Origin of the sequence: Roseixanthobacter glucoisosaccharinicivorans, assembly GCF_043195095.2 — a bacterium.
Taxonomy (GTDB): Bacteria; Pseudomonadota; Alphaproteobacteria; order Rhizobiales; family Xanthobacteraceae; genus NCEH01.
The window spans coordinates 695570-715911 of sequence record NZ_CM195538.1 but is presented as its reverse complement, the minus strand read 5'-3'; the positions used below and the strand labels follow the sequence as shown (position 1 = coordinate 715911).

Annotated in this window: 22 protein-coding genes; 7 read left to right on the top strand and 15 right to left on the bottom strand. The window is 64.3% G+C overall.

Going from position 1 to position 20342, the window contains the following annotated elements:
* Positions 1-50: 50 nt before the first annotated feature.
* Positions 51-674, bottom strand: coding sequence for a histidine phosphatase family protein (locus V5F78_RS03090; RefSeq protein ID WP_394066658.1), 624 nt, complete (start codon positions 672-674; stop codon positions 51-53).
* A 240-nt stretch (positions 675-914) separates the two neighbouring features.
* On the opposite strand from V5F78_RS03090, the gene V5F78_RS03085 reads away from it, so the two are divergent.
* Complete coding sequence (locus tag V5F78_RS03085) at positions 915-1274, top strand: RcnB family protein (RefSeq protein ID WP_394066660.1); 360 nt, start codon at positions 915-917, stop codon at positions 1272-1274.
* A 59-nt stretch (positions 1275-1333) separates the two neighbouring features.
* Here the strand turns inward: V5F78_RS03085 and V5F78_RS03080 are convergent, their stop codons facing one another.
* Complete coding sequence (locus V5F78_RS03080) at positions 1334-2092, bottom strand: hypothetical protein (protein ID WP_509276562.1); 759 nt, start codon at positions 2090-2092, stop codon at positions 1334-1336.
* 481 nt (positions 2093-2573) lie between these two features.
* On the opposite strand from V5F78_RS03080, the gene V5F78_RS03075 reads away from it, so the two are divergent.
* Positions 2574-3395 carry a sulfotransferase family protein gene (locus V5F78_RS03075; protein ID WP_394066662.1) on the top strand — a complete coding sequence of 274 codons (822 nt, stop codon included), beginning with the start codon at positions 2574-2576 and terminating at the stop codon, positions 3393-3395.
* Positions 3396-3499: 104 nt separating this feature from the next.
* Here the strand turns inward: V5F78_RS03075 and V5F78_RS03070 are convergent, their stop codons facing one another.
* The 8 genes from V5F78_RS03070 to V5F78_RS03035 form a co-directional block, all read right to left on the bottom strand.
* Positions 3500-5416 carry a hypothetical protein gene (locus tag V5F78_RS03070; protein WP_394066664.1) on the bottom strand — a complete coding sequence of 639 codons (1917 nt, stop codon included), beginning with the start codon at positions 5414-5416 and terminating at the stop codon, positions 3500-3502.
* Positions 5417-5646: 230 nt separating this feature from the next.
* A complete protein-coding gene (locus tag V5F78_RS03065; protein WP_394066666.1) occupies positions 5647-6015 on the bottom strand; it encodes a DUF2019 domain-containing protein in 369 nt (122 codons plus the stop codon).
* A 250-nt stretch (positions 6016-6265) separates the two neighbouring features.
* Positions 6266-6634, bottom strand: a complete 369-nt coding sequence (locus V5F78_RS03060; RefSeq protein ID WP_394066667.1) for a DUF2019 domain-containing protein — start codon at positions 6632-6634, stop codon at positions 6266-6268.
* Positions 6635-6884: 250 nt separating this feature from the next.
* Positions 6885-7253, bottom strand: a complete 369-nt coding sequence (locus tag V5F78_RS03055; protein WP_394066668.1) for a DUF2019 domain-containing protein — start codon at positions 7251-7253, stop codon at positions 6885-6887.
* Complete coding sequence (locus tag V5F78_RS03050; RefSeq protein ID WP_394066670.1) at positions 7250-7441, bottom strand: hypothetical protein; 192 nt, start codon at positions 7439-7441, stop codon at positions 7250-7252. The genes V5F78_RS03055 and V5F78_RS03050 overlap by 4 nt, the downstream gene beginning before the upstream one ends.
* Complete coding sequence (locus V5F78_RS03045; RefSeq protein WP_509276559.1) at positions 7438-8073, bottom strand: hypothetical protein; 636 nt, start codon at positions 8071-8073, stop codon at positions 7438-7440. Before V5F78_RS03045 ends, V5F78_RS03050 begins: the two co-directional genes overlap by 4 nt.
* A 242-nt stretch (positions 8074-8315) precedes the next feature.
* The gene (locus V5F78_RS03040) at positions 8316-10877 is read right to left on the bottom strand and encodes an ABC transporter permease (RefSeq protein ID WP_394066674.1); all 2562 of its coding nucleotides are present in this window, start codon (positions 10875-10877) and stop codon (positions 8316-8318) included.
* Positions 10874-11587, bottom strand: coding sequence for an ABC transporter ATP-binding protein (locus tag V5F78_RS03035; protein WP_394066676.1), 714 nt, complete (start codon positions 11585-11587; stop codon positions 10874-10876). The genes V5F78_RS03040 and V5F78_RS03035 overlap by 4 nt, the downstream gene beginning before the upstream one ends.
* A 148-nt stretch (positions 11588-11735) precedes the next feature.
* Here V5F78_RS03035 and V5F78_RS03030 point away from each other — a divergent pair, with 148 nt between their 5' ends.
* The gene (locus V5F78_RS03030) at positions 11736-12383 is read left to right on the top strand and encodes an arylesterase (protein ID WP_394066677.1); all 648 of its coding nucleotides are present in this window, start codon (positions 11736-11738) and stop codon (positions 12381-12383) included.
* Here the strand turns inward: V5F78_RS03030 and V5F78_RS03025 are convergent.
* Positions 12377-13204 (bottom strand): hypothetical protein, encoded by an 828-nt coding sequence (locus V5F78_RS03025; RefSeq protein WP_394066678.1) that lies wholly within the window; start codon positions 13202-13204, stop codon positions 12377-12379. The genes V5F78_RS03030 and V5F78_RS03025 overlap by 7 nt on opposite strands.
* Before the next feature lie 223 nt (positions 13205-13427).
* Here V5F78_RS03025 and V5F78_RS03020 point away from each other — a divergent pair, with 223 nt between their 5' ends.
* Positions 13428-14216 carry a Bax inhibitor-1/YccA family protein gene (locus tag V5F78_RS03020; protein WP_394066680.1) on the top strand — a complete coding sequence of 263 codons (789 nt, stop codon included), beginning with the start codon at positions 13428-13430 and terminating at the stop codon, positions 14214-14216.
* Positions 14217-14350: 134 nt separating this feature from the next.
* Here the strand turns inward: V5F78_RS03020 and V5F78_RS03015 are convergent, their stop codons facing one another.
* Positions 14351-15694 (bottom strand): APC family permease, encoded by a 1344-nt coding sequence (locus V5F78_RS03015; protein WP_394066681.1) that lies wholly within the window; start codon positions 15692-15694, stop codon positions 14351-14353.
* A gap of 198 nt (positions 15695-15892) precedes the next feature.
* On the opposite strand from V5F78_RS03015, the gene V5F78_RS03010 reads away from it, so the two are divergent.
* Positions 15893-16432 (top strand): GNAT family N-acetyltransferase, encoded by a 540-nt coding sequence (locus V5F78_RS03010; protein WP_394066683.1) that lies wholly within the window; start codon positions 15893-15895, stop codon positions 16430-16432.
* Positions 16433-16590: 158 nt separating this feature from the next.
* Here V5F78_RS03010 and V5F78_RS03005 read toward each other — a convergent pair whose 3' ends face one another.
* Genes V5F78_RS03005 through V5F78_RS02995 form a run of 3 tightly spaced genes read right to left on the bottom strand, consistent with a single transcriptional unit; the run spans position 16591 to position 18085 of the window.
* Positions 16591-16965, bottom strand: coding sequence for a lysozyme inhibitor LprI family protein (locus tag V5F78_RS03005; protein WP_394066685.1), 375 nt, complete (start codon positions 16963-16965; stop codon positions 16591-16593).
* 14 nt (positions 16966-16979) lie between these two features.
* On the bottom strand, positions 16980-17702 hold the full coding sequence (gene queC, locus V5F78_RS03000) for a 7-cyano-7-deazaguanine synthase QueC (protein WP_394066895.1): 723 nt from the start codon (positions 17700-17702) through the stop codon (positions 16980-16982).
* 44 nt (positions 17703-17746) lie between these two features.
* Entirely contained in the window at positions 17747-18085 is a 339-nt protein-coding gene (locus V5F78_RS02995; RefSeq protein WP_394066687.1) for a BolA family protein, read from the bottom strand.
* Positions 18086-18555: 470 nt separating this feature from the next.
* Between V5F78_RS02995 and V5F78_RS02990 the strand changes: the two genes are divergently transcribed.
* Together V5F78_RS02990 and cobS are read left to right on the top strand one after the other, a co-directional pair.
* Positions 18556-19149 carry a J domain-containing protein gene (locus tag V5F78_RS02990; RefSeq protein ID WP_394066689.1) on the top strand — a complete coding sequence of 198 codons (594 nt, stop codon included), beginning with the start codon at positions 18556-18558 and terminating at the stop codon, positions 19147-19149.
* Between the two features lie 133 nt (positions 19150-19282).
* Positions 19283-20266: a cobaltochelatase subunit CobS gene (gene cobS, locus V5F78_RS02985; protein WP_394066691.1), complete on the top strand. Its 984-nt coding sequence runs from the start codon at positions 19283-19285 to the stop codon at positions 20264-20266.
* Positions 20267-20342 lie beyond the last annotated feature (76 nt).

Below are 20342 nucleotides of genomic sequence, written 5' to 3'. Positions count from 1 at the left end.
GAGCCGGCGCAGTTTGCCGGCCCTTGACCCTCGCCGATCCTGCCATTGCCTCAACCCGCCGTCAGCCCCGATAGGTGGGATGTGTCGTTGAGGCGCAGCAGCTTGGCGGCCGTGCCGCTCCATTCGATTACGTTCAGGTTGCACGGCTCCTGCGCGAACCGCCAATAAGCCGAGAGCGGCAGGTCCAGCAGATGGGTCAACAGCACCCGGTTGACGCTGTCATGGCCCACCAGCACCACCGTTTCGCCGGCATGTGCGGCCTCCAGGCGGCGGATCAGGTCGGCGGCGCGAACCGCCAGATCCTGCAGCGATTCCCCCATGGGAAAGCGCATGAGCTGCGGCGCCTCGTGCCAAAGTGCATAGAGATCAGGAAATGCGGCCTTCACCTCCGCGTGGGTCTGCCATTGCCATTGGCCGTAATCAATGTCGCTCAGCGCATCGTCGGCTTCGCTCGATACGCCGCAGGCGGCGGCGATGGCGGTGCCCGTGGCGATGCAGCGGCCGAGCGTGCTGGTATAGACCTTCACCGGCTTCCAGGTGGCGGCGATGCGCTGCGCCACCGCCAGCGCCTCCTGCTCGCCGATCGGTGACAGGGCCACCTCGATGCGGCCGCGGAAGCGTTCCGGCTTGATGCCCGGCACATGGCCATGGCGGGTGAGGATGAGAGTGGTCAAGGAAACTCCCGCGTTAGGATTCGCCGGGAAGCTTAGCATTGGCATGGGGGCGACGGCGTGACAGCGCAAACGAGCATGCGGAGCGCCCTCGCCGCAGCCGGCGCGGGGCGTGTCAGACCTTCCACGCCGATGATCCCGCTCGTCCCGGCGACGTGAAGAACGGAACCGTCTGGCTGCCGAGGACTTGTCCTAGCGAGCCGCCACGCGTGCGTCGGCGCAATCCTCCACATCGAAAGGTTCATGATGCGGAAAATCGCTATTTTCGCTGCCCTTATGGTCGCGACCTCCCCAGCGGCAATGCTCTCCACCGCCCAGGCGCAGCCCGCCGGACCGCCGGGTTACCATCATGCCGCGCCGCCCCCTGGCCCCCATGGCGCGCCTGCTTATCACCATCCGCCGCATGCCCCAGCCCACCCCAACGCATGGCGCAAGAAAGGTGGGCACGTTCCGCATGGCCATGGACAGGTGGTCACGGATTATCGCCGCCACGGCCTGCGCCAGCCGCCACGCGGCTATCATTGGGTGCGTGACGGAAACAATTATATCCTCGCAGGCATCACCAGCGGGATCATTTCCAGCATCCTGAACGCCACACGATAATGGGGCGATGGCCGGGGGCTCCGGCCGCGCTTGCCAGATGTTCTGTCTTCGCGTCGAGTTTAGTTCTCGTCGTCATCCGGAGGCAGCCGGTTTACGTCCTTCCGCGCGTGTACCGGCGCGAGGCCTGACCCAAGGCCAGCGCCGGTACCGCCGCCCATTCCTCCACTGCCTCCCTTGTCCCCGCCTCCCCGGCGGGATCCCTCATCGCCCCGCTCGGCCTTTCCCTTTCCGCCCGCGCCGGAGGGGCGCGTAGGGCCTTGCATGGGAATGTCCAGGTCCGGGGGGACGGGATCCAGATCAAGAGCGGCGCGCACGAAGTCGCGCAGCGACACGACCAATTCGTGAGTGTGGACGGGCCGGCCGGCAATCAGTTCGCGCACCGCTTGCGCCGCAAGGCGGACCTGCTGGTCGGTGCCGAGCAGGATGATGTCCGACAAGGCCGCTTCCACCGCATCCCGAACGCGTCGGCCACGCTCCGAGCCCATGGGCAAATCCAGCACCTCCGCAGACATAGCCTCCGCGCCGATGTCCCCGCCGCGTCGGCGCAGATCGCGCAGATGCGTGGGATCGACGGTGAGATCTCCCGTGAACGAACCGCCGAGGGTCTTGTAGGCCGCGATCAGCGTGCGCAGGCGCTCATTGATCTGCCGGTTCATGCGCTCGCGGCGTTGCTGGATGGTGAACATCACCACCAAGCGAATGCCGACGCCGATAAGCGTGACCAATGCCAGGCCGATCAGCGTCACCAGCAGGCTCTCCCAGGAGCTGAAATCGAGGTTTCGCAGGGGTGCCTCCACGATTGGGCGGGGAAAACGCACGGTCTGGAAACAGGCCGCCGGACCTTGCGCTAAAGATCATAGGCAAAACCGGGATCCTCTTCGCGGAAATTACATATTTCTTCCGCCGTCCATGGCGAAAACGCCCTGGAGTGCCAATCGGATCCGTGGGCTCTCCCAGCCAATCCCACCGGTCACAAATGCCGCAGCACGCGCACCGCCCGGTGCCGAGGTAACGAGCATCACGCGCGCAGCACCAAGTCAAAACTTGCCAATTTGGAGGAGACCGGCTGCACGATGAGAGGCCGTCGATGACACTAAGGCCGCCTTGATCCCAACGCTTCCCTCTCGCAATAGCCCCGTGGGTACCCATGTATATGCAATTAACATGCGAAGTCAGCCGAACCTCGCCCCCTCAGCATGGTCCGCCTCTGCCGGGACAACACGATGCTTGACCCATTAAGCTCTCGAATTGTACGATTTGCGTAACGACACACGACATTCAGCGCCGAAGACTTAACCCATGACGAAAACTACGATTTCAGTTGGTTGCATTGGCGGCAGTGGATCGCGTGTGGTTGCGAGAATACTGAAATCTTGCGGGTATTTCATCGGCGAGGATTTAAACGAGGAGATGGACAACCTGTGGTTTACCCTCTTATTCAAGAGGCTGTCAGTCCTGGTAGAAGAGCTTGATAGAATCAAATTCCTGTACGCAAACTTCTACCACAGGATGCGCTACGGCGATCTGCCATCCCACGAAATCAAGGATATTCTAGCAAATCTTTCCGTCAGAGATCGGATTGTCCACGATCCGGATTGGCTCGCCGCACGTATGCGCTCGTTCCTGAATGAGCGCGGAGGCGCCGTTGATAAAATGGCATGGAAGGAACCCAATACGCACATCGTTGTCGATCGGCTCCTGACCATCGACCCCGATTTGCGTTACATCCACATCACGCGCAGCGGCCTCGACATGGCGTATAGCGCCAATCTGAACCAACTGCTGCTTTGGGGAGCCACTTTCCTGGACCGGCCGGTAGTGTTGGGTCCCAGAGACGCCTTATCGTACTGGGTCGCTGTGGAGCAGCGCATGAGGAGGCTTCAGAAGAGCTATCCTGGCCGTATATTGATCGTCAGCTACGAGGAGCTTGCCTTCAGGCCGAAGGACGTCGTCGCCGAAATCCTCCACTTCTGCGGGGAAAGCGATATGATACGGGCCGCGGATGCCGCCGAAATCGTCATCCCTGCCGGCAGTATAGGGCGGCACAAGTCTCAGGACCTCGGCGCTCTCCTGCAGCAAGATGTCGATTACGCCAAAGCCATAGCAGCCCGCAGCGTGTGACACGAGCTTCCGGCGCGCTTTGTACTTGAAGCGATCTCCGGATCTCATGCCGCGACGGCCGGCGGAGCTTTCTCCAGCCGCCAGTTACATCCCTTGAAGCACAATCAAGGCGCACTTCCGTTTTCCGGAAATGACAGCCGGTATAGCCGCATATGGTAATGCGGTTGCCATAGCCAATCCGCAAGCCCCTCGGACCGTATGCTGACGGAGACCGGCCGGGGTGCATCGGGCGCCCCCTTGGGCAGCGCGGCGAAATCGGATGCGCCGCTGACAACCGGCGAGATGACGAAGCCCGTCTCCCCCATTCGGTAGATGTAACGATAATCGCGTTCGGCCCCATCAGGAAAACGGTAGGTTATGAATAAGCGCGGAGACTTATAAACTAGTCCCCAGATCTGCCCGATGAGGGACGGACGTATTTCGATCTCCGCCCAAATTACCGAACCCGCCTCCCGCGGCAGATCCATTCTTTGTCCAAAACTCAGCCTGTCCTCGCCCAGTGGCTCCAGACGGAAGCTGCCCGGCGTGGCGCGGCGCTGTAAGATCGTGGCGTCGGACCCATAGGGCGACAGATGCAGGAATTGGAGAGGGTGATAAAGGCTCAGCAGCAGAGGCCAGCTATTCCCGTCCTCCAACATGGGAAGTCGGCCGTCAATGGGCTGAACGGAGAAGATGATGTTGCGAGGATGCTGCGATCCGATCAAATGGTCAGCATCCTTCCGCAGCAATTGTGGCGTATAAGCCGAATAGCTTTGAAGCACCGGGCGCGGCCGCCATTCCAATCCAGCGGCAAGCAAGGCCGATTGCGTGAAGGAATAGGCGTCCGTCGGCCCCTTCAGAGCAGGCAATGGAGCCGCGGCCCGGATTTTTTCCAAGCTTTCCAAGTATTGCGCATCCAGGGTGCCGGGTCGGGCGAGCCGCAGATACAAGCCTTCCCCCGCACGATAGAAAGGGAGCAATATCTCTGCGGCAGGTTTCCAGGCCATCGTAATCGCCAGCCAGCAGGCAAACGTGACGCCAAGACTGAGCCGTGCCCGGCCGGGCACGGCCAGCATCAGCCCGGCCCAGCAGACCAGGATCGCCATGCCTGCCGCTGCCGAGGGGTGGCGCCCCCCTTGCCGCACGAACCCCTCCTTGTATGCCAGGAACAGCAGCAGAGCCATGCCCAGCAACAGGATCTTGCCGGTCATCCCGCCCCCGAGATGACGCAAATGCAGAATGTAAAGAAATGCACAGGCCACGAAGAATATAATAATATGCCAGTATGGCCCCGGGACAGACATGGCATCGGAATAGCCGGATATGATGTACCACTCGGAAACAAAATAATCCGGCAAAGCCGAAATCTCCTGGGAACTGACAACCCAGAGCATCGGAATGCTCGCCATGAAAATGGCGAGACAGGCCAGGGCAAGGCGCCGCTTTCCCGCCCATGTCATCATCATGGTCGAGAAAAGAACCATGCAGAGCGCCGACACGGCGGAGGTGCCCTTCACCAGCACCAGCATCGCGAGCGCCGGCATCATCAGAGGCAGAACCATTTGCCGCCAATTTTGCGCAGGCATCGTCAGTGAAGAAGCGATTCGGTAGGCGAGCAGAAGCGCGAGCAACGGCACCGCCATCAGCTGCGGATCCTTGTCTACCAACGGCAGGAACAGCGCGAACCCCACCGCAGGTCGCCATGCGCGCGCGCCCACCACCGCCAGCAGCGCGCAGATGGCCGTCACCGCCAGCAGCACTCCTCCAAAGATCGCCAATCCATCGGTTTCCGGCATATAAAGCGCGGTGTAGATCGGGGCAAAAGGCCCGAAGGTGAAGGTTAACGGCCGGCCGACGAGACCTTGGCTCGTCGCCGCGTTCATCCCGAGCTGCCATCCGCCTCCCAGGGTTGCAATCGGAAAGATCGGCGCCAAGGGGACGAATGCGGAAATGCAGCCCCACACTATGGCAAGGACGGCGCAAACCTTTAAAAATCCGTCCAGCGGACGTGTCTCGTTTTCAACCACAGTGACAATAGCCAATTGATTCTGGAAGGATCGGAAGATATTTCCCGCCCGCAGACTATGCCGCCCCAAGGGTCAGGTAAACCGGCGGGACCGGGAGGGGCTCAATTCCGCTCTGACGCCCAGCGCTCACTCCCAATGCTTCAGCCTTGAAATCCGCACCAGATTTTCCCGCCCATCGATCATCGCCCAGGGATAGCCCGCTGCGGCTGCGGCCGTCGCGACAAGGGCGAGCTACCCTGCTCGGCCTATGTCGGCTTGAACGTTCCATCGTCGAGGTTCCTCAATCGCGATCCTGCTTCGTAACACTGCGGCACCCAAAAAGACGCACGGATGTCCTCAAGCAATCGGCGCGCAGCCTTCGGCGCAACGGCAAGGGTCGCAGTCGCCGCGTTCAGGCGGACCTGCATGTTCGGGTAGTCGTACAGCGCCATCAGCGCACGCCGCTGATCGCCGGGGCGCGTCTTCAACTCGGCTTCTATTGCCCGTTTTTCTAAAAACGAACGGTTGTATTTACGTATTTCATCGTAATCCAAATTATATTGTAAAATACCAATCTGAACATAATCTTTGACGAGCTTGTCCGTCGACATTTCACTCAGTTTTGCCTTCTTCATGGCTTTAGAACTCCATGATCTATCAGTGCTTTTATACCCACCCGCTTTCGCTCAGGCCTATCCCTATCCTTCAGGTATTCGCGCGGCGAGACACCTCCATAATCATCATTTCCTTTTTGATACCATGCGCTGATCTCCCAATGCTTCAACCGGGAAATCCGCACCAGATTTTCCCGCCCATCGATCATCGCCCGGGGATAGCCCGCTGCGGCTGCCGCCGTCTCGACAAGGGGGAGCTACCCTGCGCGGGCTATGTCGGCTTGAACGTTCCATCATCGAGACGCCGCAATCCCATTCCGGCTTCGAACGCTTGCGGTTGCCAGCCAGACGCGCGGATATCCTCGAGCAAACGGCGAGCAGCCTCCGGCGCAACGGCCAGCGTCGCCGTCGCCGCGTTCAGGCGGACCTGCATGTTCGGGTAATCGTACAGCGCCATCAGCGCACGCCGCTGATCACCGGGGCGCACCTTCAACTCGTCCTCTATTGTCATTCTTTTGAAAAATGAACGTTTATACCGACGAATGTCGTCGTAATCTAATTTATATTCAAAAATTCCGATTTTAATATAGAAATCAACGAGGTCCTGTGTAGACATTTTGCTCAGATTTTCGTTTTTCATGGCTTCAGAACCCCATGCTCCACAAGAGCTTCTATGCCGACCCGCTGGCGCTCAGCCCAATCATTATCCTTCAGGTATTCGCGCGGAGAGAGTTGCCCAAAAGCACGATTCGGCCTTTGATACCATGCGCTGATCTCCCAATGCTTCAACCGGGAAATCCGCACCAGGTTTTCCCGCCCATCGATCATCGCCCAGGGATAGCCCGCTGCGGCTGCGGCCGTCTCGACAAGGGGGAGCTACCCTGCGCGGGCTATGTCGGCTTGAACGTTCCATCATCGAGTCGCCGCAATCGCATTCCCGCATCGTAAGCTTGTGGTGGCCAGCCGGACGCGCGGATATCCTCGAGCAATCGGCGCGCCGCCTCAGGCGCAACGGCAAGGGTCGCCGTCGCCGCGTTCAGGCGAACCTGCATGTTCGGGTAGTCGTACAGCGCCATCAGCGCACGTCGCTGATCACCGGGGCGCGCCTTCAACTCGCTCTCTATTGCCCGTTTTTGGAAAAAAAAACGATTGTATTTTCCGATTTCATCGGTATCCAATTTATATTGATAAATACCAATTTCAATGTAAACATCTACAAGTTCTTTTATAGATATTTTGCTCAAATCTTGTTTTTTCATGGCTTCAAAACCCCATGCTCCACGAGAGCCTCTATGCCGACCCGCTGGCGCTCAGCCCAATCCTTGTCCTTCAGGTATTGGCGCGGTGAAAGGCCTTCATAATCATCATTTCTTTTTTGATACCATGCGCTGATCTCCCAATGCTTCAACCGGGAAATCCGCACCAGATTTTCCCGCCCATCGATCATCGCCCGGGGATAGCCCGCTGCGGCTGCGGCCGTCTGCTCGACAATATGATGCACATCGGTCCCTGCTGCAGGCACATCCACCGCGCCTGGAGTTCGGCCAAGGTCTTCGGCGGCTCCAGATACGCCGTGATGTGAGGAATAAGGAGATCAGCAATCCAGACTGTCGCCTCCACAGCGGCCGCAAACAGCTTCGCCTGCGGGCTGGGGCCGTAACGCATTGCGCGGAGCAGCCAGCCGGCCGCGCGCCGCACCACGCGCATGCGGTCCTGCGCGGTGGGCGGCGCCTCGCGTGGAATGGCCGGCGGGTCTTCGAGAGGCGGGCCGCCATTGTGCCCGATCTCCGGGGGCCGCGGGGTGATGATGATGCGCGGCGGGTCTCCCTCGCCCCGGGGCGGGAGTTGCGGACCCGCAGGTGGCGGCGTGACGGGCTTGGAGCCCGACGGGGCTGTTCCGGCGCCACCCGGGCCGGCCCATTGTCCCCCGTGTGGGTTGTTCCTTGGAATGCGCGGCTGGTTCGGGTTGAAACCCGCCTTGCGGATCGCCTCGCGCAGCCGCAGGAGCTTGACGTGAAAACTTAGATCCACCAGCGCGGCGCGGATGTCCAGAAGCTCCTGAACATCCGGCTCGGACACCGGGGTGTTGGATTGCCACCGATACATGGGTCAGCCTCTCTCCTTTGCTTCAGGATGAGGCCGTTTCGGACGATAGGAATAAATTCATGGAGACGCTTGGCCGTCTGAAAATCACTTAGGGAAAGCAGGGGTGAATTTTTAGGTTTATTTTCCTAGCGTTATCCGCCCGCCTTCGGAAGAAAATAAATCTGCCTAGAGCGCAAATCGCGAAAATCTTTCCCCACCCGCGCAGCGTTCCCCGCTCACAGATGCCGCAGCACCCGCACCGGCTTTTCGCTCAGCGCCCGCCACGTCCCGAGCAGGCCAAAGCCGAGGGTAAACACCAGCGCCAACCCCATCGCACCGGCCGCCGCGCCGGGGGCGAAGGCAAAGCCGATCTCCATCACCCGCGTCACCACCCCATAGGCGGCGAGCGAGCCGGCGGCGATGGCGAACAGCGCCGTCACGAGCCCGAGCCCGGCATATTCAAGCCCATAGGCCAGGATCAGCCGCCCGCGCGTTGCGCCGAGCGTCTTCAGGATCACCGCGTCATAAACGCGATGCTGATGGCCTGCCGCCAAGGCTCCGGCCAGCACCAGCACGGAGGTAAGCAGCGTCACCAGCGAGGCGATGCGGATGCCGAAGGCGAGGTCGCCCACCATCTTGTTGGCCTGCTCCAGCGCCTCCTTCACCCGAATGGTGGTGATGGCGGGATAAGCGCGCGCCATCTCCCGCAGCAAGGGGATTTCACGCGCGGCGTCGGCGCCCTCGGGAAAGGTCAGGGTGGCGAGCAAGGTATGGGGCGCGCCGGCGAAGGTCGCGGGCGAGAACACCATCACGAAATTGATGCCCAGCCGCTCCCATTTGACCTCGCGCAGGTTGGAGATGCGGGCGGTGATCGCCCGGCCGAGCACGCTCACCGTCACCGTATCACCGAGCTTGAGCCCGAGGCCCTGCGCCAGCTTCTTGTCGAAGGAAACCAGCGGCTCGGTTTCGTTCGGGCCCCACCATTGGCCCTCCACCACCTTGGAGCCTTCCGGCACCTCGGAAGCGGTGGAAATGCCCCGGTCGCTCTGCAGCACCCAGGCGGCATCGGCGGAGGGCTTCACCTGCTCGGCCGGGATATCGTTGAGGGCGAGAATGCGCCCACGCAGCATCGGCACGGCACGGTAGGCGGCACCCGGAGCATGGGTGGCGATGAAGCTGGCGAATTCCTGCGCGTCGGCGCTCGGCACGTCCACGAAGAAGAAGCTCGGCGCCTTCTCCGACAGCGCGCCGGAAATCTCCTGCGTCAGGCTGCGGTCGATCAGTGCGATGGCGGTCAGCAGCGAGAGGCCGAGCCCGAGCGACAGCACAACGGTGGGCGTGAGCGCGCCGGGCCGGTGGATATTGGCGAGCGCGAGCCGCGCCATGGTGTTGCGCGGGCGCGGCAGGCGCGCGGCGAGCGCCATGATGCCCATCGCCACCAGCCGCAGCAGGCCGAACACGCAGGCCGCCGCGCCAAGGAAAATCATGGCCGCGCGCTTGTCCTCCGCCGTCAGCACGGCAAGGGCGGCGAGGGCCGCCATGGCCAGGGCACACAGGCCCGTATAGATCCATTGCGGGCGGCGGCGCTCCTGCCCCAGCGCGTCACGAAACAGGCTGGAGACCGGCGCCTCCTGCGCTCGCGCGAGCGGCCACAAGGTGAAGGCCAGCGTGACCAGAGCGCCGTAGAGCGCCGCCATCGCCAGCGCGAGCGGATCGAGGTGCGGCGCCAGCGGAAATGGGATGAGGCTCGCAATGGCCGCCGTGGCGACGAACGGCAAGGCGGCGCCCAGCACGAGCCCGATGGCGATGCCGATCGCCGCCAGGATCGCCACCTCGAAGAAATAGGTGCCGAAAATGGTGGCACGGGTGGCCCCGAGCGCCTTTAAGGTCGCAATCACGGTGCGCTTCGTCGCGAGATGGCTCGCCACCGCATTGGCCACGCCCACGCCGCCCACCAGCAAAGCGGTCAGGCCCACCAGCGTGAGATATTGGCTGATGCGCCGAACATTGCGCTCCAATTGCGGGGAAGCGGCATCGCGCGTACGCACCTCGAACCCGGCCTCGGGCGCCCCCTCGCGGACGCTCTTGGTGAAGGCGTCGAGTGCGGCAGCGGAAGGATCGTCCAACAGCACCCGATAGCTCCAGCGCACCAAGCTGCCGGGCTGGATCAGCTGGGTTGCCGGCAGGGCTGCGGTGGAAACCAGCAGGCGCGGGCCGAAGCCGACGCCGGCGGAAAGCCGGTCCGGCTCGGTGTCGAGCACCGCGCGGATCTGGAAGCGCGTCTCGCCCACGCTGAGCATATCGCCGATCTTCAGCGAAAGGCGCGACATCAGCGTTTCGTCCGCCAGGGCCCCGAACGTGCCGCCGTGCTCCGCCAGGAGATCGGCCAGGGGAGCGGCGGGCGTGGTTTCGACCGCGCCGACCATGGGATAGGTGGCATCCACCGCCTTGAGCTCCACCAGGGTGGCGTCGCCCTCTCCGGTGCGGGCCATGGCGCGCAGGAAAGCGACCTGCCCCACTTTGCCGCCGGCGGTGATCAGCGCCTGCTCCTGCGGGCTCGCCGCGCGCTGGATCAAGGTGAATCCAGCATCCCCGCCCAGGATGGCGCGTCCCTCGCGGGCCAGTCCGTCGGTGAGTGCGCCCGCGAACGAGCCGATGCCGGCGATCGCCATGACGCCCAAAGCGAGGCAGGCGAGGAAGATGCCGAAACCACGTCGCGCGCCGCGCAATTCGCGCAGCGCCAGCCGCAGGCTGACGGGAAGGCGCGACGCCGCTTGCGCCGGCACAGCGGCGCTCACGCCGTCACCTTGGGAGAGGCGCTGTCGGCCTCGATCCGCCCCGAGCGCAGATGCACGGTGCGCCCGCAGCGCGCAGCGAGGGCCGCATCGTGCGTGACGAGGACGAGCGTGGTGCCGCGCGCCAGATGCGCGGCGAACAGCAGGTCCATGATCTGCCGCCCGGTCGTCTCGTCGAGATTGCCGGTCGGTTCGTCCGCCACCAGGATCGCGGGATGGGGCGCGAGCGCGCGGGCGACCGCCACGCGTTGCTGCTCGCCGCCGGACAATTGAGAGGGATAATGGGAGAGCCGCCCGCCGAGTCCCACCGCCTCCAATTCCGCCGCCGCCCGGCCGAAGGCATCGGCGCGCCCGGCGAGTTCGAGGGGAATGGCGACATTTTCGAGTGCCGTCATGGTGGGGATGAGGTGGAAGGATTGGAATACGATCCCCACATGGGCACCACGGAAGCGCGCGAGCGCATCCTCGCCACGCCCCGTCAGCACCTCGCCGGCAACCCGCACCTCGCCGCCGTCCACCCGTTCGAGGCCCGCCATCACCATGAGCAAAGTCGACTTGCCGGAGCCAGACGGCCCGACCAATCCCACGGTCTCGCCCGCGCCGATGGCAAGCGATACGCTCTTCAGCACATGCACCCGCGCCGCCCCGCTGCCGAGCGAGAGATCCACATCGGTCAGCGTAATAGCGGGCGCGGGAGAGGAGTGAGTATCCATGCGGTCTCAGATCGATTCGCACGTCGCGGAGCATCAAGCGGAGCGTTTCACATGGCTCCGCATGGCGCGCGCGGCGGCGCTGGGATGGGCGCGTCGGGGACGCGCGGCCGGACGGCGTCCGGTGCTTGGGGCATATGGAACGTCATTCATGTCGCGGAAAGGGCTGATCGCGCTTATGGTCGCATTCACGTTTGCGTCAGCACCCGCCCTCGCGAAGACGGTGAAACTGGTGGCCTTGGGCGACAGCCTCACCGCCGGCTACAACCTCCCGCGCGCCGACAGCTTCGCGGCGCAGCTGGAAACCGCCCTACGTGCGAAGGGCTATGACGTCAGCGTGGCCAATGCCGGCGTCTCGGGCGACACCGCGAGCGGCGGGCTCGCCCGGCTGGACTGGAGCGTGCCGAAGGGCACCGACGGCGTGATCCTGGAACTTGGTGCCAACGACATGCTGCGCGGCCTCAACCCGGATATCGCGCGCCAGGCGCTGGGCGAGATCATCGTTCGCCTCAAGGCTCGCGGCATCCCGGTCCTGCTGGCCGGCATGCGCGCCTCGCTCAATATGGATTCGGCCTACCGGCGCGAATTCGATTCCATCTACCCGGACCTTGCCGCCCAATACGGCCTGCCGCTTTATCCCTTCTTTCTCGACGGCATCGTGGGAGATCGCAGCCTGAACCTGCCAGACGGGCTGCATCCGACCGCGCAAGGGGTGGCGCGGATCGTGTCCGGCATCTTGCCGCAGGTGGAGGCATTCCTCGCGCAGATCGGGGCTCCGAAACCGGCGGGCGCTCAGTAGCGATACAGCGCGGCGAGCACGAGCCCGTTCTCCTGCAAGGCGTTGCGCGCGAAATAGGTGGTCACCAGGCTGGCCTGGACCGCCAAGCTGTCGGAAACGTCGTACATCACGCCCATCTGCAGCTTGTAATACTCATAGGAGGCGTCGAAATAGGGCGCCTCCCCCGCCCCTTCGGACATCACGTTGAAGGATTGCGCCAGCACCAGCCAGCGCGGCGCGATCCGCACCCCGAGGGTGGCATCCACGCGCCATTCGTCGGGCGGGGCGCCGAAGCGCAGGCGCTGGGCCAGTTCAAGATCGAGGAAGGCGGGCAGGCCCCATAGCACCAAGTTCCAGCCGGCCAGCGCCCGCAGATCCAGTTCGCCATTGACATAGCCGATGACCGCCGGCCCCTCGCTCGGCTTGGCGCCGGGAAAGCGCGCCACCGCCTGGAGCGAGGCCACGAAGCCGTCTCCCTGCGCGATCTTCACCCGCCCACCCAGATCCGTATAGCCGGGACCGAGATAGGACGTGTCGGCCGGGCTGCCGAGGGAGATGGAGAGCAGCTCCGGCGCCAGGATCAAGGTGAGGCTGTCGGTCGCGCCCACCTCCATGAACAATTGGGTGGAGACCTTGTCATAGGTCTGCGCCGCATAAAGATTGGACGAGCCGTCGAAGGCATGGTCGGCCCGCGTCATGGTCGATTGAAGATAGGCCTGAAAGCCGGATTCCTTCAGCGTCCAGGCGCCCGCGCAGGCGCGCTGGGGCGCGGACGCCAGCCCGCAGGCCGCCAGCACGGCGCATAGGGCCGAGCCAATGGAAAGACGCCCCCCAGCGCCCATGATTTTGCTCCCCGCCGGCGGGCAATTGTGCCCCGGCCCGCTCTGCTCATGCTATCATGCAAACGGTTCGGGCGCGGGATGGCGGGCGCGGGTGACGTTGCGGAAATTTCATGAAACGGTCTCTTGCCGCCACATTTTGAACCCACCATATTGACCGTGAACCGCTGGGACGGCGCGGCCGGAAGGTCGTGCCCAGGTCCCGCGGTCGAAGTGGAGAATGACGATGTCCGATTATGATCGCAACGTCGCCGGGCGTTACGGAACGACGGTGACGCGCTCGGAGGCCGCGATCGACCAGGGCCTCCGCAGCTATATGCTGAGTGTCTACAATTACATGACCCTCGGCCTCGCCATCACCGGGCTGGCCGCGCTGGGCGTGTTCATGCTGTCCGTGACCACCGATCCCAGCCAGGCGGCGGGCCAGGTGGCCGGCGGCATCATGCTGACCAAGTTCGGCTATGCCCTGTTCGTGAGCCCGCTGAAGTGGGTGGTGATGCTCGCCCCCCTTGCGGCGGTGTTTTTCCTCAGCTTCCGCATCCAGAGCATGAGCGTGGGCGCCGCCCAGGCGACCTTCTGGGTCTATGCAGGCCTGGTGGGCGTATCGCTCGCCACGATCTTCCTCGTGTACACCCACGAGAGCATCGTGCGCGTGTTCTTCATCACCGCTGCCACGTTCGGTGCGTTGAGCCTCTACGGCTACACCACCAAGCGTGACCTGTCGGCGATGGGCTCGTTCCTGATCATGGGCCTGTTCGGCATCATCATCGCCTCGGTGGTCAACATCTTCCTCGGCTCCACGATGCTGCAGTTCATCGTGTCCGTGGTCGGCGTCCTGGTGTTCGCGGGCCTCACCGCCTACGACACCCAGCGCATCAAGGAGATGTATTTCGCTGGCGACGACAGCTCCACCATGGGCAAGAAGGCCATCATGGGCGCCCTCGCCCTGTATCTGGACTTTATCAACCTGTTCATGATGCTGCTGCAGCTGTTCGGCAACCGCAACAGCAACTGATCGCCAGCATCTGATCCGCCCCTCGCGGCGGGCACATATGAAGAAGGCCCCGGCTTGCGCCGGGGCCTTTTTTCATGCCTGCCCGTCACCCCCGCGCCAGGCTCCATGTCGGAGACCCCATGCGGGGGCTCGCATCAGTCCCTGGACAAGCCCAGGCCGGGACGCAGCCGCAGGATCACGACGCCGATCACGATGAAGCCGATGACCACATAGGGCCAGAGGTTGGCGGGGAAAGGGGGGACCGGAAAGAGCGAATTGCGGAACGGCCACACCATCGCCACCGTGCCGGCCGCGCCAATCACCCCGTAGATGAAGCGCGACCTTACGCCCACCACCGCCATCGAGACGGTGACGGCCAGATAGACCAGGATCACGCACAAGGTGGCGATGGTGGCCACGTCGCCGAAATAATCGCCGGCCCCCAGCAGCGGACCCAGCACCACCAGGCCCAGCACCATCAACACGCTGATCATCAATACGGCCCGCGCCGGCGTGCCGTGGACCGGATGCGCGACCCCCAGAGCCGGTGCGAGACCGGCGCGTCCGAGCGCATACAGCATGCGCCCGCCGGCGCTCACCGAGCCCAAGACGGCGGAGAAGGCCGAGATCGCGGCCGCCAGATCCAGCAGGGTCGCAAACCCGCGCGAGCCATATTTCAGCGCCAGGGTGTTGAGGGGCGCCTCGTCCGCCGCCAACGCCTTCATCTCGCCAAGGCCGAACCCGACCACCTGGAAATAGGACGCGAACACGAAGAACAGGCCGGCTCCCCCCACCGTGCCCAGCACCGCGATCGGCACGGACCGGCGCGGCACGCTCATTTCCTCGCTCAGGGTGGTGGCCGCCTCGAAACCGACGAAGGACAGCACCGCGAACACCATGCCATGGGCGATCCCCGACCAGCCGAACGCCGGGTCCGGCACGAAGGGCGACAGCGGCAGCCCGCTTTCCGCCGCAACCCGCACCAGCACCAGGATGCCGAGCACGATGATGGCCAGCACCGCCGCCGCCTCGAACGCCAGCATGAGCCGGGCCGCCACCCGCATGTCCCGATAGGCCAGGAGGGTTGAGACCAGGATCGCCGCCAGCCCGACCATCAGCCACAGGCCGGGAATGGCGATGCCGTAATTGGCGAAGGCGGCGCGCACGAAATCTCCCATCAGCGCGGCGACCCCGCTGCCCGCCAGCAGATAGGTCAGCATCAAAAGCCAGCCGACCAGGAAGCCGGCGCGCGGACCGAACGCCTCCGACACATAGGCATAGGCCGAACCGGCATTGGACACACGGCGCGAGAAGAAGACGAAGGAGAGGCCGACCACGCACAGGGCGAGGGTTCCGACCACGAAGGACAGCGGTGCCGCGCGCCCCGCAGACCCCGCGGCGAGCGTCACGTTGAAGGCCATGGCCACCGTGGGTGCAATGATCGAGATGGAAAGCCCGACGGCCTCCAAAGTCGACAGGTTGCGACGCAATTCCCCCATTCCATCCTCCCAAATTCGCCAGCCGAAAGCTTAGCTATCGCGCGAGGGCGGGGCCCGACCAACGGAACTTTATGACCGTATCGCAGCGCGGCAGCGTCCGGGCGGGGCGATGATGGGGCGCGCGGCGGGCTTCATAAGTTTCCAGGAGGCGGCTATGAACCGCGGCATCGCCCTTTCCCGCGCCAGGACCCGCCCGTCATGCCTCACGCCCCGGTCCACGTCCGCCTCGCCACCCATTCCGATCTTCCCGCCATCACCGCGATCTATGACGAGGCCGTGCGAACCGGCACCGCTTCGTTCGAGCTGGAGCCGCCGGACCTCGACGAAATGACCCGCCGCTTCGAAGCGCTGATCGCCGGCGGCTATCCTTATTTCACGGCGCTCGATCCTGACGGCACGGTGCTCGGCTATGCCTATGCGGGGGCATTCCGCCCGCGCGTGGCCTATCGCTGGACGCTGGAGAATTCGGTCTATGTCGCCCCGTTCGCGCACCAGCGCGGCATCGGCCGGGCCTTGATGAACATGCTGATCGCCGAAAGCGAGGCGCGCGGGTTTCGCCAGATGATTGCGGTCATCGGCGACAGCGCGAACTCCGGTTCCATCGGCCTGCATCGCGCCTGCGGGTTCGCGGACATCGGCGTGCTGCAAAACACCGGGCTGAAATTCGGCCGCTGGCTGGATACGGTGCTGATGCAGCGTTCGCTGGGCGATGCGGAAACCACCGTGCCTTTTGCCTAAAGGCCTGCCCTCATAAAATGTTTCACGTGAAACAATGGCTTACCGAAGACGAACAGGGGTTTGCTGCGCCTTCGCCGCGCCCTTTCGGCCAAAGAAACCGCGATTTCGGGCGCATATCGCGCCATAGATGACTCCGCGACGTCTCTGATCGGGAGGGCTCAGAAGGGCCCGCGTGCGACCACCCCGTCCACCACGCCCTCGAACACGGCGATGCGGTCCCGATAGGCCTTGGCGATGCAGGCCACATCGCTGCCGCAGGCCGCGCGCTGCTTGAGGAAGGCGCGCTGCTGGTCTTGCAGGTCGCCGCGCTGCCCCATGCCGACGAGGCGCGTGACGATGGCGTACTCAGTCGCCATCTTCACGTCGAGATCGTTGAGGCTGAGCGTGACGCAGATGGCCTTCTCGTCGGGCGCCTGGGCGGCGGCGCAATCGAAGCTCGCGGCGCGGGCGCCGGCGGGTAGGCAGAGCGTCGAGGCGGCCGCCAGAAGGACGAGCGCGCCGGCCGAAAATCGCGAAACCAAACGCTTGCCCATGGCCTCTTCCCTCTTCAGCTGCGCGTGGCGGCGAAACGGCGAAAGCCCTCCGCCCGCAGATGGCAGGCCGGGCAGGTGCCGCAGCCATGGCCCCAGTCGTGGCGCGCCCCGCGCTCACCGAGATAGCAGGTGTGAGTCTCCTCCACGATCAGATCCACCAGAGCCGGCCCACCCAATTGCGCGGCCAGTTCCCAGGTCTGCGCCTTGTCGATCCACATGAGCGGGGTGTGCAGCGCGAACCGGCTGTCCATGCCGAGGTTCAGCGCCACCTGGATCGCCTTGATGGTGTCGTCGCGGCAATCGGGATAGCCGGAGAAATCGGTCTCGCACATGCCGCCGACGATGTGGCGCAGGCCGCGCCGATAGGCGAGCGCGGCGGCAAAGGTGAGGAAGATGATGTTGCGGCCGGGCACGAAAGTGTTGGGCAGGCCGTTCGCGCCCATGGAAATCTCCACGTCGCGCGTCAGCGCGGTGTCGGAGACGGCGGCGAGGGCATCGAGGGACAGCGTATGGTCCTCCCCCAACCGCGCCGCCCAGCCCGGATTCAGCGCGGAAAGCGCCGGCCGCAGCTTTTGCCGCGCGTCCAGTTCCACCCGGTGGCGCTGGCCATAATCGAAGCCGAGGGTTTCCACGCGCCCGAAGCGCTCCAGCGCCCAGGCGAGGCAAGTGGTGGAATCCTGGCCGCCGGAGAACAGCACCAGCGCGCCTTCCGCCCCGCTTCCCTCACCTTCCGTCATGGGGGACGCGATGGGGCGCGCGGCGGAAGCGGGTGCATCCATGGCTATGCGCCCGGCGCCCTTCCGCCCGGCGCCGGTTTGTCCGGGGCCGCCTCATCCGGGGCTTTCGCTTCGATGGCGATGGCATGGAGCCCTTCCGCGATCTCCTGGGCGAGCAGGCCGTTCACAAGCCGGTGACGCTCCACCCGGCTCTTGCCGGCGAACGCCTGCGCCACCACGCGGACCCGCAGATGGGTGATGCCGTCGTCGGCCCGACGGGTCGCCCCTCCATGGCCCGCGTGCAAGGCGCTTTCGTCCTCCACCTCCAGGCCGGCCGGGCTCAACCCCGCCTGAAGCGTGGAGCGGATGCGCGCAAGATGCGAGGTGGTGGATGAAGATTCCATGGGTGAAGAGGTAACGCCGCCGTCGCCGCGCCGTCAATGCGGCCTATGTTCGATCGAGCGTCTAGGCCAGCGCGATTGCGGCAGAGCATCGTCGTGCCCGGGCTTGGCCCATGCATCCACGCGGCGCCGCTGGCGCCAGCTTTTCAACCCCGCGCGGCGGCCCGGCATGGATGGCCGCGACAAGCCCGGCCATGACGCGCGCAACACGACCGACCGAAGACGGACACAAGGGCACCCGCCCGAATTCAGCCGCATCCGCGCCCCTGAATGGCGATCCGGCCGAGGGGGCGCAGGCGATGCACAGGATTGGATCACTGCGCCATGGCGCAAAAGCGCTGGCGATCCTATATCTGGGCGGACGCCCGGCGTAACATTGCGTCGCGCCTGTCCTACCGGCACCGCCTCAGGCGGCCTTCCTGTTTTCTTTCCCTCAGCTTGCCGCACTGCGGCGCGACGGCCATAATCGAATTATGAAGATCGACTCCCCCTTCTTCGACCGCATTCGGGTGAAGCCCAGTGCCGATCGCCTGCGCAGGCCCACCTGCGCGGCGTGCGACTGGCCGGGCTGCAGCCGCGACGGCACGCACCGCGCCCCCAAGGGGCGTGCGGCGGAAGGGGAATATTGGAACTACTGCATCGACCACGTGAAGCAGTACAACCAGTCGTACAATTATTTCGCCGGCATGAGCGACGATGCCGTGTTCGCCTATCAGAAGGACGCCATCACCGGCCATCGCCCCACCTGGAAAATGGGAACGCGCGGCGCCGACCCCGCCACCGCGGGCGCCCATCGCGACCCGTTCGGCTTCACCCATGAGATGGGCGGCACCGCCGGCTTCGAGCCGCCGCAGCCGGAAGGCCGCATGGTGCGCACGCTGGAGCGCCAAGCGCTGGAAGTGCTCGGCCTTGAGATCTCCGCCACCGGCGTCGAGATCAAGGCGCGCTTCAAGGAATTGGTGAAGCGCCACCATCCCGACGTGAACGGCGGCGACCGTTCGGCCGAGGACCGCTTGCGCAGCGTGATCCAGGCTTACAACACCTTGAAACAGGCCGGTTTTTGTTGAACACACGGAACGGCGGCCGCGACGAGACGCCCCGCCAAGAGAATTTTTGCAGCAGCGGAAAACCCTTTAAGGTGCCGCACGGATCAACAAGCAAGACGACGCGCGCAAACCTACAAGCGCATACGGAGGCGTTATGAGCGGCACCGAGACCATTGCCCCGACCCCGGACATGAAGGTGTCGGTGCGCCAGGTGTTCGGCATCGACATCGACATGGAAGTGCCGGCCTTTTCCGAGGCCGAAAGTCATGTTCCGGATCTCGACCCTGACTATCTGTTCGACCGGCCGACCACCCTGGCCATCCTCGCCGGCTTCGCGCACAACCGGCGCGTGATGGTGACCGGCTATCACGGCACCGGCAAATCCACCCATATCGAGCAGGTGGCCGCGCGCCTCAACTGGCCCTGCATCCGCATCAATCTCGACAGCCACATCAGCCGTATCGACCTGATCGGCAAGGATGCGATCGTCGTGAAGGACGGCCTCCAGGTCACCGAATTCCGCGACGGCATCCTGCCCTGGGCGCTGCAGAACAATATCGCGCTGGTGTTCGACGAATATGACGCCGGCCGCCCGGACGTGATGTTCGTGATCCAGCGCGTGCTGGAAGTCTCCGGCCGCTTGACCCTGCTGGACCAGAACCGGGTCATCCGCCCGCATCCCTCGTTCCGCCTGTTCGCCACCGCCAACACGGTGGGCCTCGGCGACACGACCGGGCTCTATCACGGCACGCAGCAAATCAACCAGGGCCAGATGGACCGCTGGTCCATCGTCACGACGCTGAACTATCTCGCCCACGACAAGGAAGTCGAGATCGTGCTCGCCAAGGCGAAGCACTATCAGACCCCCGAGGGACGCGACACGGTCAACCGCATGGTGCGCCTCGCGGATCTCACCCGCAGCGCGTTCATCAACGGCGATCTGTCCACCGTCATGAGCCCGCGCACGGTCATCACCTGGGCCGAGAATGCGGACATCTTCAAGGATCTCGCCTTCGCCCTGCGCGTGACCTTCCTCAACAAGTGCGACGAGCTGGAGCGCGCTTTGGTGGCGGAGCTGTACCAGCGCTGCTTCGGCACCGAATTGACCGAGAGCACGGTCAACGTCGCCCTCGCCTGACGCTCCGCGGCGGCGCGTTCCCCGGACGCCCGCCGCGCCTCCTCCCGGAGGTTGACGGAGGGAGAAGACCCGCACG